At 55.8% G+C, this 15,368-nt stretch carries 15 protein-coding genes and 1 pseudogene; 6 read left to right on the top strand and 10 right to left on the bottom strand.

The genetic code is table 11. The features are described from left to right. Positions 1-102: 102 nt before the first annotated feature. Positions 103-513 (bottom strand): rhodanese-like domain-containing protein, encoded by a 411-nt coding sequence (locus ACOTX7_RS08645; RefSeq protein ID WP_221255970.1) that lies wholly within the window; start codon positions 511-513, stop codon positions 103-105. Between the two features lie 73 nt (positions 514-586). On the opposite strand from ACOTX7_RS08645, the gene ftrA reads away from it, so the two are divergent. Then, positions 587-1,582 carry a transcriptional regulator FtrA gene (ftrA, locus tag ACOTX7_RS08640; protein ID WP_221255969.1) on the top strand — a complete coding sequence of 332 codons (996 nt, stop codon included), beginning with the start codon at positions 587-589 and terminating at the stop codon, positions 1,580-1,582. Positions 1,583-1,733: 151 nt separating this feature from the next. Here the strand turns inward: ftrA and ACOTX7_RS08635 are convergent, their stop codons facing one another. Next, positions 1,734-2,096, bottom strand: coding sequence for a hypothetical protein (locus ACOTX7_RS08635; RefSeq protein WP_000721089.1), 363 nt, complete (start codon positions 2,094-2,096; stop codon positions 1,734-1,736). A gap of 243 nt (positions 2,097-2,339) precedes the next feature. Here ACOTX7_RS08635 and ACOTX7_RS08630 point away from each other — a divergent pair, with 243 nt between their 5' ends. Further along, positions 2,340-2,573 carry a DUF2554 family protein gene (locus ACOTX7_RS08630; RefSeq protein ID WP_006810610.1) on the top strand — a complete coding sequence of 78 codons (234 nt, stop codon included), beginning with the start codon at positions 2,340-2,342 and terminating at the stop codon, positions 2,571-2,573. Here the strand turns inward: ACOTX7_RS08630 and ACOTX7_RS08625 are convergent. Together ACOTX7_RS08625 and ACOTX7_RS08620 are read right to left on the bottom strand one after the other, a co-directional pair. After that, positions 2,570-4,534 (bottom strand): peptidase U32 family protein, encoded by a 1,965-nt coding sequence (locus ACOTX7_RS08625; RefSeq protein WP_221255968.1) that lies wholly within the window; start codon positions 4,532-4,534, stop codon positions 2,570-2,572. The genes ACOTX7_RS08630 and ACOTX7_RS08625 overlap by 4 nt on opposite strands. A gap of 80 nt (positions 4,535-4,614) precedes the next feature. Continuing rightward, positions 4,615-5,142: a helix-turn-helix domain-containing protein gene (locus ACOTX7_RS08620; RefSeq protein WP_221255967.1), complete on the bottom strand. Its 528-nt coding sequence runs from the start codon at positions 5,140-5,142 to the stop codon at positions 4,615-4,617. A gap of 92 nt (positions 5,143-5,234) precedes the next feature. On the opposite strand from ACOTX7_RS08620, the gene ACOTX7_RS08615 reads away from it, so the two are divergent. After that, positions 5,235-6,401, top strand: a complete 1,167-nt coding sequence (locus ACOTX7_RS08615) for a benzoate/H(+) symporter BenE family transporter (RefSeq protein WP_221255966.1) — start codon at positions 5,235-5,237, stop codon at positions 6,399-6,401. Here ACOTX7_RS08615 and ACOTX7_RS08610 read toward each other — a convergent pair. Further along, positions 6,381-7,253: a helix-turn-helix domain-containing protein gene (locus ACOTX7_RS08610; RefSeq protein ID WP_006810606.1), complete on the bottom strand. Its 873-nt coding sequence runs from the start codon at positions 7,251-7,253 to the stop codon at positions 6,381-6,383. The two genes, ACOTX7_RS08615 and ACOTX7_RS08610, sit on opposite strands and share 21 nt — an antisense overlap. A gap of 174 nt (positions 7,254-7,427) precedes the next feature. Here ACOTX7_RS08610 and ACOTX7_RS08605 point away from each other — a divergent pair, with 174 nt between their 5' ends. After that, positions 7,428-8,324, top strand: a complete 897-nt coding sequence (locus ACOTX7_RS08605; protein WP_221255965.1) for a DMT family transporter — start codon at positions 7,428-7,430, stop codon at positions 8,322-8,324. 32 nt (positions 8,325-8,356) lie between these two features. On the opposite strand, the gene ACOTX7_RS08600 is transcribed toward ACOTX7_RS08605, so the two are convergent. Beyond that, positions 8,357-9,031 carry a DUF3313 domain-containing protein gene (locus ACOTX7_RS08600; RefSeq protein WP_006810603.1) on the bottom strand — a complete coding sequence of 225 codons (675 nt, stop codon included), beginning with the start codon at positions 9,029-9,031 and terminating at the stop codon, positions 8,357-8,359. Between the two features lie 134 nt (positions 9,032-9,165). Further along, positions 9,166-10,761, bottom strand: a complete 1,596-nt coding sequence (locus ACOTX7_RS08595; RefSeq protein ID WP_221257246.1) for an ABC transporter substrate-binding protein — start codon at positions 10,759-10,761, stop codon at positions 9,166-9,168. 111 nt (positions 10,762-10,872) lie between these two features. On the opposite strand from ACOTX7_RS08595, the gene pepT reads away from it, so the two are divergent. Beyond that, positions 10,873-12,102: a peptidase T gene (pepT, locus tag ACOTX7_RS08590; protein WP_205923909.1), complete on the top strand. Its 1,230-nt coding sequence runs from the start codon at positions 10,873-10,875 to the stop codon at positions 12,100-12,102. Here pepT and tehB read toward each other — a convergent pair. Together tehB and tehA are read right to left on the bottom strand one after the other, a co-directional pair. Beyond that, positions 12,099-12,692: a tellurite resistance methyltransferase TehB gene (gene tehB / locus ACOTX7_RS08585; RefSeq protein ID WP_221255963.1), complete on the bottom strand. Its 594-nt coding sequence runs from the start codon at positions 12,690-12,692 to the stop codon at positions 12,099-12,101. The two genes, pepT and tehB, sit on opposite strands and share 4 nt — an antisense overlap. Continuing rightward, the gene (gene tehA, locus ACOTX7_RS08580) at positions 12,692-13,687 is read right to left on the bottom strand and encodes a dicarboxylate transporter/tellurite-resistance protein TehA (RefSeq protein WP_221255962.1); all 996 of its coding nucleotides are present in this window, start codon (positions 13,685-13,687) and stop codon (positions 12,692-12,694) included. The genes tehB and tehA overlap by 1 nt, the downstream gene beginning before the upstream one ends. Positions 13,688-13,808: 121 nt before the next feature. Between tehA and ydcK the strand changes: the two genes are divergently transcribed. Then, positions 13,809-14,789 (top strand): YdcK family protein, encoded by a 981-nt coding sequence (ydcK, locus tag ACOTX7_RS08575; RefSeq protein WP_221255961.1) that lies wholly within the window; start codon positions 13,809-13,811, stop codon positions 14,787-14,789. Here ydcK and rimL read toward each other — a convergent pair. Then, positions 14,784-15,290 (bottom strand): annotated as a pseudogene (rimL, locus tag ACOTX7_RS08570) (50S ribosomal protein L7/L12-serine acetyltransferase). The gene ydcK and the pseudogene rimL overlap by 6 nt on opposite strands. Positions 15,291-15,368 lie beyond the last annotated feature (78 nt).

Genomic DNA, 15,368 nt, shown 5'->3' with positions numbered 1-15,368 from the left:
GAAGCTTTAGACTTCTGGATGTCTAAACGTCCTGAAAAGATGTCATACCAACCCCCTGCCGACAAACGAGAAAATTTCATCTGTGTTGAAATAAATTCATGTTCACAAGGCGGATGATGAGGAACCGTCAAAGGCGAACTCCTCATCTTCCCAGCCGGTCATGCCCCCGAGCATAATTTTGACCGGCAGACCCAGACGCGCCAGCTTCAGCGCCGCCCGGTCCGCCCCGTTGCAGTGCGGGCCTGCACAATAGACGACAAACAATGTCTCTTCCGGCCACGCTTTCATCCGCTCTGCGGTGATCTGGCTCCAGGGCAAATGCAGCGCCCCGGGCAGGTGCCGCCGGGCAAAATGCTCAGGTTTTCCGACCACGTGCAGCAGAACAAAGTCCTGCTCACCGCTGGACACGGCGTGATGCACATCGGCGCAGTCCGTCTCGACGCTCAGACGACGCAGAAAATGTCCCACGGCTTCCTGCGGCTCAGCAGCCGGAAATTCAGTAACATAGCTCATGAATCTTCCTCATTTGGGGTGTTTGTGTTAACACTACTCTATCCCTTAATTCAGCCCATGAATGCGTCCGCCTATGCCAGAAAACAGCAAAAAGATGACAAACTTAAGACATCCCTCTCCTCGCGCCGTCGTGCTGGCCTATGACGGTTTATGTACCTTTGAGTTTGGTGTGGCGGTAGAAATCTTTGGCCTGCCGCGCCCGGAAATGGGCGAGGAGTGGTATCAGTTCGCCGTGGCGAGCGTGGATGAGGGCGAACTCCGGGCAACGGGCGGGATCCGTATTATTGCCGATGGCGATCTGCGTCTGCTGGAGACGGCGGATGTGGTGGTTGTTCCCGGCTGGCGAGGGCTGGACGAACCCGTACCCGAGGCGCTCTGCCAGGCGTTACGCGCGGCGCACGCGCGCGGTTGCCAGCTACTCTCGATCTGTTCTGGCGTTTTTGTTCTGGCGGCATCAGGTCTGCTTAATGGCCGGAAGGCAACTACGCACTGGCGCTACACGCAAGCCCTGAAAACACGCTATCCCGCCATTACCGTGGTCGAAGATGTCCTGTATCAGGACGAGGGCGATATTCTCACTTCCGCAGGCAGCGCCGCGGGGATTGATCTGTGCCTGCACGTGGTGCGACGGAATTACGGTATGGAGGCGGCAAACCGCGTGGCGCGTCGGCTGGTGATCCCGCCCCATCGGGACGGCTCGCAAACCCAGCAGCTTAGCCGACCAGTGGCCCAGTTGCGGGAGAGCCAGCGTCTGGGCCAGCTGTTTGACTATCTTCACCAGCATCTGGCCGTTTCCCATACCGTCGAATCGCTGGCCCTGCGGGTTGGTATGAGTCAGCGCACCTTTCTGCGTCGTTTCCAGGACGCAACCGGAACAACGCCCGCGCGCTGGTTATTGACTGCGCGATTGCAGCGGGTAAAAGATTATCTCGAAAACAGTCGACTCAGTATCGACAATATTGCGGAACAAACCGGATTTGGGCAAAGCGCCACGCTGCGCCACCATTTCCGGCAGCAATTTGCGCTTTCGCCCGCGCAATATCGCAAAAAATTTTTGCAGCCGGAATGATAAACAGACAAAAAAAAACCGCCATAATCTGGCGGTAAATGCTTGCATGGATAGATTTGTATTTTGGTATCTACGCTCCGGTATTCCATACCGGAATGCGGATCACCTGCAATCTATCACTGTGAGCCTCAACGAAGCATAAACGAATCGATTAACCCGCTTTGGTATTAATTTGCAGATAACGCATCAGCCCCTGCTCTGCGCTCTGGCGGGCATCATCATTAATCGCTTCGAGATAAAATGCGCGAGAGACCCCATACGGCGCCTGCTCTGAAGGATAAACGGCGAACTGGAAGGTCTTACCCCTCGCCTTATTGGTACAGCCCAGTTCCCAACGATCTTCACTGACCTGGGTGCTATTACATTCGACACGCCCGTAATCGCTGGTTAAATACGATCCGACACGGCTTTTTGCTGACTGAATATATTCTGGTTCTTCATTTGAATAGATGCTGGCCGCAGCACCTGCCGCAACCACTACGCCCAGAAGTGATAGCACAATTATTTTTTTCATTTATTCGATCCAATCCTTAGCCAGAAAAGTCTTATTGTAAATGATTTCCCAACAAATCTAGTTGTTCTTTGCATACCAGAAATGGGAGTTTACAACGTCAATATAGCTTTTAAGAATAGTCTTATGTGCGTTTAATTGCGACCACAAATTTTGACAGTCTATTTTCTCAAATTTAAAGAGTGTAATAATTACTCTATGAAATTATCCCTACGATGACCGTAGCGTATTTTCGGGGGCTAAAGGATGTTCAGAAAAGGGTTTTCACTACTCATGCTGATCGGCGCGCTGTTCTCAGGACAAGTGATGGCGGAGCACAAAGGACATAAATTTCTGTATGTGAAAAACGCCGACCATCAGCTTCGACATGAAGCTGACAGCGACGAGTTACGCAGTGAGGCCGAGGAGTCTGCGGAGGGGTTGCGCGAACACCATGCCTGGCAGAAATCGCGCAAACCGGATACCCACTTTCCGGGTTAGCTGCCTTTACGCTTCGGCAGGGTTTTCATCAAATCGTCCGGGCTGACGGACGCCACAATGCTGCCCGGCGGTGGCATTTTGAAGATGTGATTCTTCATCTTGCCGATAACGTGCATTTCACACGGACGGCAGTCAAACTTCAGCGTCAGCACTTCATCGCCATTAACCAGCTGCATCGGCGTCGCTTTCCAGCTTTTAATATTGCCTTTCGCCTGTTTCGGGCAAAGGTTAAAGGCAAAGCGCAGGCAGTGTTTGGTGATCATCACCGGGACATCGCCCTTCTCTTCATGCGCTTCATACGCGGCGTCAATCAGCTGCACGCCGTGACGATGATAAAACGCACGCGCCTTGTGGTTGTAAACGTTCGCCAGGAAGGAGAGATGGGTGTCCGGGTAGACCGGCGCAGGCACCGCTTCGGCCTTACGGCTGCCGCGCGGATAGTTTGCCAGACGGGCTTCATCCAGCATCTCGGCCGTTTCACGGCGGAACTGGTTCAGCAGGCTGTTCGGCACAAACAGCGCATCCGGCAGGTTCACCTCAATATTACGCGCGTAATAGAGGGTCTGCCCCAGCTTCGCCACGCCATCCTTAAGGCTGTTGAGCGCTTTCTCCGCATTGTTCGCCACCTCGAACATGCCGTCGAGGGTATGCGTGACGCTGATACCGTCTTCACAGGTCATGGTCAGGATCAGCTGCTCTTCCCAGCCCCCCAGCGCGATATCCACCGCAATGCGGCGCTCGCTGGAGGTTTTGAGCAAGGCCTGCTGCCAGTTGTGGTCCAGGTTACGGTTCAGCGCCGCGTTGGGACGCGCTTTGTAGAGATCGGCTGGCATTTCGTTCGGCCAGACGCGATAGCGATTTTCACCGGTTTTCTCCACCGTATTGGCGCGGAAACCCACCACTTCACGTTTGATCATCACGTTGAGGCCATCGCCGTTCGCCAGCGGCTCTGTCACCTGAACGTCAAGATGGTCTTTCGCCACTTTCAGCACTTCACCTACCGGCAGGCCGATAAACTTTGGTGAATCAAACGCGCCGATATCCCCTTTGCGCGCATTGACAAAATAATCCGTACTGCCGCGGTGGAAGGTTTTATCCGTAGACGGAATAAAGAAATGCTCTGTACGTCCGGCGGAGGCGCGCGCCAGATCCCCGCGATCGTCGATGATGGCATCCAGCATCTGGCGATAATGCGCGGTGATATTTTTCACATAGCTCATGTCTTTGTAACGCCCTTCAATTTTGAAGGAGCGAACCCCGGCGTCGATCAGCGCGCCGAGGTTCGCCGTCTGATCGTTATCTTTCATCGACAAGAGGTGTTTTTCGAACGCCACCACGCGGCCCTGATCGTCTTTCAGGGTATACGGCAGACGGCAGGCCTGCGAGCAATCGCCCCGGTTAGCGCTGCGCCCCGTCTGGGCGTGGGAAATATTGCACTGACCGGAATAGGCCACGCACAGCGCGCCGTGAATAAAGAATTCAATCGTCGCGTCGGTTGCCTGGTGGATATCGCGGATCTGATTGAGGTTCAGCTCGCGCGCCAGAACAATCTGCGTAAATCCGACGTCCGAGAGAAACTTCGCCTTCTCAACGGTGCGGATATCGCACTGGGTGCTGGCGTGAAGCTCAATCGGCGGGATATCCAGTTCCAGAACGCCCATATCCTGAACGATCAGGGCGTCAACGCCGGTCTGGTAGAGATCGGTGATCAGACGCTGCGCAGGCTTCAGTTCATCATCATGAAGAATGGTGTTCAGGGTCACGAACACCTTCGCCCCGAAACGGTGGGCGAACGGCACCAGCTCGGCAATGTCGCGCAGGCTGTTGCTGGCGTTATGACGGGCACCGAAGCCAGGGCCGCCAATGTAGACGGCATCTGCACCGTGAAGAATGGCTTCACGGGCAATGGCGGCGTCGCGGGCCGGGCTTAGCAGTTCAAGATGATGGGAGTGCAGGCGCATACTTCGTCGTTATCCGTTATGGTCAAAATGGCGGCTATTGTAGTCAGAAGTCTGTGTCAGTGAAACCGTTTTGCGACGCTTTAGCGGGGATAATGGATCAGAGAGTGAAAATGCACCGTCCGGGCGCTGCTGTTGCGGTACGCGTGCGGTTTATCGCCAGCAAAACGCGCACCCGAATCAGCTTGAATCGTCCGCCAGATACCGTCGATTTGCATGTCCAGAACACCGCTTATCACCACCACGTGTTCAATCACCCCGGCTTCGTGCGGCGTGGACTCGCTCAGCGCGCCGGGCGACAGCGTGATGGAGAAATGGTCAAACTTAAGCTGGTCGTCCCAGGGGAAAAGCGGTTTCACCACCATCGCCTGCTGCTGCGGATCGAACACCGCCTGCGGGTCGCTCTCTGGGGTGATAAACGCCGAAAAAGGCACGTTCAGCCCGGTAGCGATTTTCCACAAGGTAGAGACCGTCGGGCTGGACTCGTTGCGTTCGATTTGCCCAAGCATCGCTTTCGATACGCCCGTCTCTTCCGCCAGTTTCGACAGGCTCCAGCCCCGCGCCTGGCGCAGCGCTTTCAGTGTGGTTGCAAGTTGTTGCGTTATGTCCATGGTTCCTCCCGTTGCGACAAAGCATACCACTTGTACGCTATAGCGCACAGTGATACCTTACCCCGGACGTTATAACGCACAACGGAGTTTTCATGCGATCGACTACCTCTCTCTTTCCTGCCGTACTGGCCGGTTTTGTTGCCGTGCTGGTGGGTTATGCCAGCTCTGCCGCCATTATCTGGCAGGCCGCGGCCGCGGCTGGCGCCAGTTCACAGCAAATCGCAGGATGGATGACCGCGCTGGGGCTAGGAATGGGGATCAGCACGCTGGCATTGTCGTGGTGGTATAAAGCCCCCGTGCTCACCGCCTGGTCGACCCCCGGCGCGGCGCTGCTCGCCACCAGCCTGCAAGGCGTCACGCTGGCGGAAACCATCGGGGTCTTTATATTTGCCAATGCACTGATTCTGCTGTGCGGCGTCACCGGCCTGTTTGCCCGATTGATGAAACTGATCCCGCATTCGCTTGCCGCCGCCATGCTGGCAGGCGTGTTGTTACAGTTTGGCCTGAAGGCATTCAGCAATCTTGAGGGTCAAGGTGTTCTTTGTGGCAGTATGCTGGCCGCCTGGCTGGTGGCTAAAGCCCTCGCGCCCCGGTACGCCATTGTCGCCACGCTGCTGGTCGGGATCCTTGTGGCCTGGGCCGGAGGTGACGTTGTCACGGATAAGATGACATTATCGGTAGTGATGCCGGAATTCATTGCCCCTGCGTTCACCTTCACCAGCCTGATCAGCATCGGCTTACCCTTCTTCCTGGTGACCATGGCCTCGCAGAATGCGCCCGGCTTCGCCACCATGCAGGCATCGGGCTATCCGCTGCCGGTCTCACCGCTGATCGTTGCCACCGGCGTGCTGGCGCTGCTGTTGTCCCCCTTCGGCGTTTATTCTATCTGCATCGCCGCCATCACCGCCGCCATCTGCCAGAGCCAGGACGCCCATCCGGATGCCAGTAAACGCTGGCTGGCCGCGGCGGCGGCGGGCGGGTTTTATCTGCTGGCTGGGGTGTTCGGCGGGTCAATTTCCGGGCTGATGGCCGCCCTGCCGCTGAGCGGGATCCAGACGCTGGCCGGGCTGGCCCTGCTCGGCACTATCAGCGGGAGTTTGTATCAGGCACTGAACCATGAAGCAGAACGTGACGCGGCAATCGTCACCTTCCTGATGACCGCCAGCGGCGTCACGATCCTGGGGATTGGCTCCGCCTTCTGGGGGCTGGTGCTGGGTGGGATCTGTTACGCCGTCCTCTCACGCCTTCGCCGCGCGTAGCTGTGACGGCGTGATGCCGGTCATGCTGCGAAAACGGTTACTGAAATGGCTGGCGGAGTTAAATCCGCAGGCCAGCGCGATGTCGGTGAGCGGCGTGGTTGTGTGCTGCACCAGCGCTTTGGCCTTCTCCATGCGGCGCTGCATGACGTACTGATGCGGCGCCAGCCCCATCGACTGGCGGAACATCCGCGCAAAGTGATACTCACTGAGTGCCGCCTGGCCAGCCAGTTCCGCCAGCGTTAAGGGTTGCGCCAGATTTTCTTCGATAAAGGCCAGCACGTTACGCAGCACAAACGGCGATAATCCGCCGGTCACCACCGGCAGCTTCCACTGCACGCTGGAATAGTGCTGAACCAGATGCGTCAGCAATAATGTCGACGCGGTGCTCAGGGTGAGCTGATTGGCGTTCTGCTGCCAGTCGCAGCCGAGCAAAAACTGGCGATAAAGGGCGGTGATTTTCGGATCGCTGCCGAAGATTTTTTCCTCCAGCGTCAGCGATAGCGGACGTTTATCCCAGATCTTCTCCCCCACATCCCGCAGATGTTCATCGGTACAGTAGAGGTGCACGAACGACAGGTCGTCACGAATATCCCACGTGGATTCGCTCTCTTCCGGCATCAGACAAAAACGGTCCGGCCCGCCGCCATTTTTCCAGCCACCCGGCGTTTTTTGATAGCTTTCATAGCCATCCGCCACGTACAGGCTAAGGGTGTGATGGTTGCTTTTCACGGTGATCGTGTCGTGCTTGTTGTACCACGCCGCCAGTTGAATGCCAGTATTGAGCGCGACGGTTTCCCGCAGCACCGCATTTTGTTGGCGTAACGTTTCAAAGGTGTCGTAAACGAGAGACATGGCCGTAAACAGGTGATTAATCAGACTGTCAGTCTAAGAAGTGTTGCAGCCTGTTACCAGCGTTCGCGTGAGAAAAAAGCGCAAGAATTTGCAAGTCCGGCGCAAGCCGATGAAAGCCGCTTTCCTTCTCTTTCGCCACACTGTTGTTTTTCGCGGTATGAGAAGAGAGAAACCATGAACGCATTACTCTATGGGCTGGTCGTTGTGATCTGGGGCACGACCTGGATCGCCATTTTTTTGCAACAGGGGCCGGTTGCAGCGCCTGTCTCCATTTTCTGGCGCTTCGCCGTGGCCAGCGCCACGATGATGATCGTCCTGGTCGCCCTTCGCCGACTGCGCAGGCTGGCGCTGCGGGATCACCTCTACTGCATGCTTCAGGGCTGCTGCGTTTTCTGTTTCAACTTCTGGTGCTTTTACACCGCCGCCGCCCATATCAATACTGGCCTTGAGTCGGTGATTTTCTCGATGGCCGTGCTGTATAACGCCATCAACAGCTTTATCTTCTTCGGCCAGCGTCCACCCGCCCGCTTCTGGACGGCGGCAGCCCTAGGGCTTATAGGGATCGTTACCCTGTTCTGGAACGATCTGCTCGCCAGCGGCTGGAGCGCGTCGTTGCTTACGGGCATCGGGCTTTCCGCCCTTGGCACCTACGGCTTCTCGCTGGGGAATATGATCAGCATGCGTCATCAGCGAAACGGGCTGGAAACCATGACCACCAACGCCTGGGCGATGCTGTATGGCACCGTCGTGATGGGCCTTATCGCTCTCTTCAGGGGTGAAAGCTTTATGCCGGAATGGACGGTGAGCTATATGGGGGCGCTGCTCTATCTTGCGCTGTTTGGCTCGGTGATTGCCTTCGGCGCCTACTTTACGCTGGTGGGCCGCATTGGTCCCGGTAAAGCCGCGTACAGTACCCTGCTGTTCCCGCTGGTGGCGCTGTCGATTTCAACGGTGTATGAGGGCTACGTGTGGCATCTCAATGGGATCGTGGGCCTGCTGTTGATTCTGGGGGGGAATATGGTGATGTTTACCAAACCAGAAACCTGGTTCCGACGCCTGCGGACGGCATAAAAAAAGGCCTGCGAACAAGCAGGCCATCATCGTTATTTCGCCGTCGGATGAACGTCAAACATGGTGGCATCGGTCGCCATGTCATCCACAACCTGTTTCAGGGTTGCGAAGCCCATCGGCGTATTTTCGTTTGCCAGCTCTTTCCCTTCGCCTTTACGAACAACCTTAACAACCGGTTTGTTCGTGGCCGCGTCAATCAACTCACCCTCGAAGAACAGATGCGTATCCATGGTGCGATGACCAGTTGCCATCTGCGTGCCCGCGACCAGTAGCGCCACTGGCACGACCTCATAGAACTGCAAACCTTCTTTGTCTGAACTCACACCCGTGATGGCGCCGCGGAAGATCAGGCTATGTTTGCCTGGCGTCGTCACAATCGGCTTACGCTGGCCAATCGCGGTTTTCAGTTTGTTATTGGTATAACTCAGCAGCTCATCAAGCGTTTTTTGCCCAATCTGGGTGGACGGTTGTGGCTTTGGATAATACGAGATCGGCGTCCAGATAATGCTGTCGTAATTCGCCGGGTTATATGAAGGATCAACCCAACGCAGCGTCGGTTTACCCGTCGCAGACGTTGTCTGCTGCAAGCTGGAATAGTCTTTTAAAAAGCCTGAATACTGTTCGGGAGCCGCGACTTTTGACGCACAGCCAGCCAGCGCTAACAGACCAGAAAGCACTGCCACTTTAAAAAAAGGATGAGTACGCATTATGGTATTCCATGTTATCTGCAAGTATGCATTTGAAGTTATAACAAAAAACCGGGCGATGTGTTGTGGCAAAAAATGACGAAGACAGCACAAATAGTGAAAAAATGCCCGGACGGAGGCCGGGCGGTGAAATATTACTCTTTCAGATCGACCTGCCAGAACAGATGCTTGCCAAAGGGATCGATTTCATAGCCTGTGACCTCTTTACGGACTGGCTCAAAGATTGTCGAGTGGGCAATCATTACCGCCGGCATTTGATCGTGCATCATCTGCTGCGCCTGCTTGTACAGCGCCACACGTTTTTCGCGATCGGTTATCGATTTTGCTTCGGCAATCAGGTCATCAAACGGCTTATAACACCATTTCGCCGAGTTGGACCCGCCGTTGGCGGACGTACAGGTAAAGAGCGGGCCGAAGAAGTTATCCGGATCGCCCGTCGCCGTTGTCCAGCCCATCAGCGCGGCCTGATGCTCCCCGCCTTTCACGCGCTTCAGGTATTCGCCCCATTCGTAGGTCACGATTTTGGCCTGCACGCCAACTTTCGCCCAGTCCGCCTGGATCATCTCCGCCATACGCTTCGCGTTCGGGTTATAGGGCCGCTGTACGGGCATCGCCCACAGATCGATGCTGACGCCATTGGCAAATCCCGCTTCCGTTAACAGCGCTTTCGCTTTTTCAGGATCGTAGTCGTAATCTTTCAGCGCACTGTCGGCACTCCAGACGCCAGGGGGCAGCAGGTTTTTCGCCGCCGTACCGGTGCCGTGGAAGACCGCCTCAATGATGGCGGGTTTGTTAATCGCCATCGCCAGCGCCTGGCGCACTTTTACGTTGTCCAGCGGCGGCTTTTGCGTGTTAAACGCGAGGAAACCGGTATTCAGCCCGGCCTTGCTCATCAGGTTGATGTCTTTGTTCGCCTTCATACGCGGCAGATCCGCCGGGTTCGGGAACGGCATCACCTGACATTCGTTCTTCTCCACTTTGGCAAAGCGCACCGAGGCGTCCGGCGTGATGGTGAACACCAGACGATCCAGCTTCGATTTCCCCTGCCAGTAGTCCGGGAAGGCGGTAAAGAGGATGCGGGAATCTTTTTGATACTGTGCGAGCTTAAACGGCCCGGTGCCAATCGGCTGCATATCGACCTTTTCCGGCGTGCCCGCTTTCAGCATGGCATCGGCATACTCAGCCGACAGGATGGAGGCAAAGTACCACGCCAGATCAGCGACAAAAGGCGCTTCCGGGTGCGCCAGGGTGAAGCGCACGGTGTGATCGTCAACTTTATCAATGGCGGTAATCAGGCTGCCAAACTCCAGACTTTCGAAGTTGGAATAACTGCCGTTTGAGACGTTATGGTACGGATGATTCACATCCTTCTGGCGCATAAACGAGAAAATCACGTCATCCGCGTTGAAGTCGCGCGTCGGCGTGAACAGCTTATTACTGTGGAACTTCACCCCTTTGCGCAGGTGGAAGGTGTAAACCTTGCCATCCTCGCTGACTTCCCAGCTTTCCGCCAGGCTCGGCACCAGTTCGGTGGTGCCCGGTTTGAAATCGACCAGACGGTTATAAACCGGTACCGCGCTGGCGTCCACGCTGGTTCCCGAGGTATAGAGCTGAGGATTGAAGTTTTCCGGCGATCCTTCGGAGCAATACACCAGCGTTTTTGCCGCGACGGTGGAACTGACCGTCAGCGCAGCAAGCGCCAGCGTTATCATTGTGAATGTGCTTTTCATCATTTATTCCTGTCTTTTTAATTCGACGGCTAATTACTTCTTTTGCCATTCCATAAATAACATTAAAGTGTTGACGCAAACACATGAAAAATAAATACAGAAGGAAACACTATGGGCTCAGAACTCTCCAGACAATTAACCCAACGCTTTTTCCGCTATCTCGCCATCACCAGCCAGAGCGATCCGAAAGTCAAAACGCTGCCCTCCACCCCGGGCCAGCATGACATGGCGCGGGAGCTGGCGAAGGAGCTGGAAACGCTGGGGTTAGACGATATTGTGATTGATGAGTTCGCCACCGTTACCGCCGTGAAAAAAGGCAATGTTCCCGGCGCGCCGCGTATTGGTTTTATTACCCATATCGACACCGTCGACGTCGGTTTATCCCCGGATATTCATCCACAAATATTAACGTTTACGGGGGATGATCTCTGTCTGAATAAAGAGAAAGGGATCTGGTTGCGCGTAAAAGAGCATCCGGAAATTCTGGCTTATCCTGATGAAGAGATTATTTTCAGCGACGGAACCAGCGTATTAGGCGCAGATAATAAATCCGCCGTCACTGTGGTGATGACGGTGCTGGAAAACCTGACCGCTGAGCACAAGCATGGCGATATTGTGGTGGCGTTTGTGCCCGACGAAGAGATTGGCCTGTGTGGTGCGAAAGCGCTGGATCTGAAGCGCTTCGACGTCGATTTTGCCTGGACCATCGACTGCTGCGAGCTGGGGGAAATTGTTTATGAAAACTTTAACGCGGCGGCGGCGGAAATTCGCTTTACCGGCGTTACGGCCCACCCGATGTCCGCCAAAGGCGTGCTCGTCAACCCGCTGCTGATGGCAACGGATTTCATCAACCATTTCGACCGCCAGCAAACCCCGGAATGCACCGAGGGGCGCGAGGGTTACATCTGGTTTAACGGCATCCAGGCCGGGCAAAACGAAGCGGTACTGAAAGCCAACATCCGTGATTTTGACAAAGAGGGATTTGCCGCCCGCAAGCAGCAGATTGCCGATGTGGCGGCGCGGATTGCCGCACAGCATCCCACGGCAAAGGTGGAGTATCGCATTGAGGATACCTACAGCAATATCAGCAATGCGATTGGCGAAGACCGCCGCGCGATCGACCTGATGTTCGAAGCGATGGAATCGCTCGGCATCACGCCCAGGCCAACGCCGATGCGCGGTGGCACGGACGGCGCAGCCCTGTCAGCCAAAGGTTTGCTCACCCCGAACTTCTTCACCGGCGCCCATAACTTCCACTCGAAGTTTGAGTTTTTACCGCTGTCGTCGTTCGAGGCGTCCTACCGCACTGCCCTGCAACTCTGTCTGCTGGCCGCGCGTTAAGCGGGCTTGCGTGCAAGCATGGTGGCGAAGCGCAGCTTGATACGGTTCCCGTTGGCATCGGTACGGTGGAGTTCCCCCACCTCTTCGTTGTACTTGATCAACTCCCAGCCTTCGTAATAGTGGCTCAGTTCACCGGTTTTGAACGCAAACGGGAAGCCGACGGTGCACGGATAGTCCTCCGTGTCCATCGCGGCAACAATCAGGTTATAGCCGCCCGGTTTGGTGCAACCCTGCATATTGGCGATAAGACCAGGGATGGTTTTCGCCTCAAGGAACATCAACACGACGGTGGAGAGAATAAAGTCGTATTCGCCATCAAAGGTCAGGGTGTTCAGATCCACAATCGCCGTTTTCAGGTTCGCAATCCCTTCCTCCGCCTTAATGCGCTCGATGTTATCGATGCTCATCGGGTTTTTATCCCACGCCGTCACGTCATGGCCGTTGGCCGCCAGGTAGAGGCTGTTGCGGCCATTTCCGCACCCGAGATCGAGCGTTTTACCCGGCTTAACAATGCCCGCGCTGTAAAGCACCTCTGAGTGGGTGCGGGTCAGACCATATTTCTCAGTAAAGTAGTTTTCATCGACAGTCATTATTTTTCCTCAGATTGCATAAGCAGTGCCTTATCAGCGCGCACCAGAAGTTTGCCCTGCATCAGCAAGATAAAAGTACGGACCAGCAGCATCGCGATGATGGCGTTGGTGAAAATAAACAGGGGAACCGCGAGGGCATGAAAGAACCCTGACGGACTGCTCTGCCCAAGATGTAAACCGGTGGTCGCCAGCGCCGACACCCCGAACGAGAAGCTCCAGAACGACGCGTTGAACGGCTGCGACAGATACCACGGCATCAGACGCAGCATAAACAGGAGTTGCAACAGACCATAGCCGAAAAGCATTTTGGCGAAGGTGTCCGCTTCGCCGCCGTTGACACTAAACCAGGCGCTACAGGCCACCAGGGCAGGCGCAAGCTGGATCCCGAGCGAGGTACGAAGCGCCGCGGGCAGTTCACCCGCGCTGCGCAGGCGTTGCAAAATGACCGGCTCCAGGCTCAGCCAGGAAAAGACCCCGGCACCAAGGAACACCAGCCCCGCATCGTGGAAACCCAGCGCACCGCAGGCCATCGCGCTGATAAAATTGTTCGCTACCGTCGGCAGATACAGTCCTGGCGTCGTGGCCTCTTCCGGATGCTTACCGCGCCATAGCCCGGCGCTTTGCCAGGCGGCATACGCAAGCTGGATCACCACGCCCACGCCAAACAACCCCAGCGCCAGCGGGCGATACCACGGCACAAAGCCGATGGCCACCAGCAGCGTTGTGGCAGGAAAAAGGCTGACAAAACTGCTCATTACCGGATGTCGCATCTCGGCCAGCACGCTATGTGGAAACCGTACCGCACGGGTAAGAAACGCCACGCTCAGAAGGAACCAGATCGCCACCGCCAGCGCCACCAGGATCTCGCCCGGCCAGCGCGTCACCGGCCAGATGGTACCGGCGTAACGCCAGGCGAACCCCATGCCTATGGTCCCGAGGACCATACCGAAATACCCGGCGGGCAAGTTAAGAACGCGTTGGTTTTGGTTATGCATTTTTTTTAAACTTTAAAATGTATTTTAAATGCCATTTTAAGGGGTTTCCTGAGCGGACGCCAGCACTTCGAAAAGCCAAAAGTTTGCTACGTTTAGTGAAAGGCTTTTCAGGGATAACGCGATGACAAAATATCGGCTAAGCAATGAAACCCGTCTCTGGCGCTGGCAGGACGGATCGACGCCGTGCACAACCTCCCTCAGACAAATTATTGCCGTGAAGGATTTTAACGATGTGACCCGCGGGACAAAAGGCGGTTGGGTTGAGGATGAGAACGCGCTCGCCCAGGACGGGGATTGTTGGGTTTACGATGAAAACAGCGTGGTATTTGCCGGGGCCAGAATATCCGGTAATGCCCGCCTCACCCAACCCTGCATCGTAAGCCACCGCGCACACGTTGGCGGCAACAGCTGGCTTGACGCGGCAGAGGTGAGTCACGGGGCGATAATAAGTGACAACGTCACCATTCAGCATTCCAGCGTACGCGGGGAATGCCGTATCGCCGGTGATGCACGGGTGCTGCACAATAGCATGGTGATTGCAGCCAAAGGGCTGACGCCCGACCGTGAGAAGATCCTGCAAATTTATGACAGAGCCACGGTCAGCCAGTCGCGTATTGTGCATCAGGCGCAAATCTACGGCGATGCCATGGTGACCTGGGCCTTCGTTGAGCACCGCGCGGAGGTGTTCGATCGCGCCATTCTTGAGGGCAATGCGCTTAATAACGTCTGGGTGTGCGACTGCGCCAAAGTGTACGGCAACGCCCGCCTGCTGGCCGGTTCAGAGGACGATGCCATTCCGACGTTGCGGTACAGTTCACAGGTCGCTGAAAACGCCCTTGTCGAAGGCAACTGCGTGATCAAACACCACGTGTTGATAGGCGGTGAGGCGTGGTTACGCGGCGGGCCGATCCTGATTGATGACAAGGTGGTAATTCAGGGGCGCGCGCGTATCAGCGGCGATGTGCTGATTGAGCATCAGGTGGAAGTAACGGACGATGCGGTTATCGAGGCGCTTGAGGGTGAAAGCATTCACGTCCGGGGTGCCAAAGTGATCAACGGCGACACGCGGATCACCCGAACGCCGCTGCTGGGGGCACTATAGCGGAAAAAGCCTGGCATAAAGATTCACATCATCGAAGCGGCCGTTGAGCATTTCCGCTTCCCGCATACAACCTTCCAGCGTGAATCCGTTGCGCTGCGCCACCCGGTTACTGCTCTGGTTATCCACGCGACACTTGATCACAAAGCGGCGGATCTCGCCGCGCTCAACGTAATAGCGCATAAACGCCTGGAGCGCCTGAGAGAGAATGCCCTGCCCCTGATGCGCTTCGTCGAGCCAGTAGCCGATGTATCCGGCCTTATTCGCAGGCTCTATCGCGTTAAATGAAAGCACGCCCACCAGTTCATCCTTCATGAAAATCAGGAACATTTTGGCGTAACCGCGCTGGTGCAGCATCTGATTGCTCTGCACGTTGCGGCGCGTGTCCTCTTCGCTGCCGACATGTTGCGCCTAGTCGAAGGCGGTTTGCAGCCAGGTTTTGTTTTTGATGACGAGGTTGTGCAGATCGAAGGTATAGCGCTCGTCGACCGCGCGAAGCTCGATTTACTGGTTAACGGGGATGATTTCTGAAGACATAGTGCCTCTTAATTGCCGGGTGGCGGCTTCGCCTTACCCGGCACA

Source organism: Enterobacter cloacae complex sp. IR5418 (assembly GCF_049238105.1).
In the GTDB taxonomy this organism is placed as follows: Bacteria; Pseudomonadota; Gammaproteobacteria; order Enterobacterales; family Enterobacteriaceae; genus Enterobacter; species Enterobacter hormaechei.
Note: the sequence above shows the minus strand (reverse complement) of the source record. Positions and strands in the feature narration are given on the sequence as shown.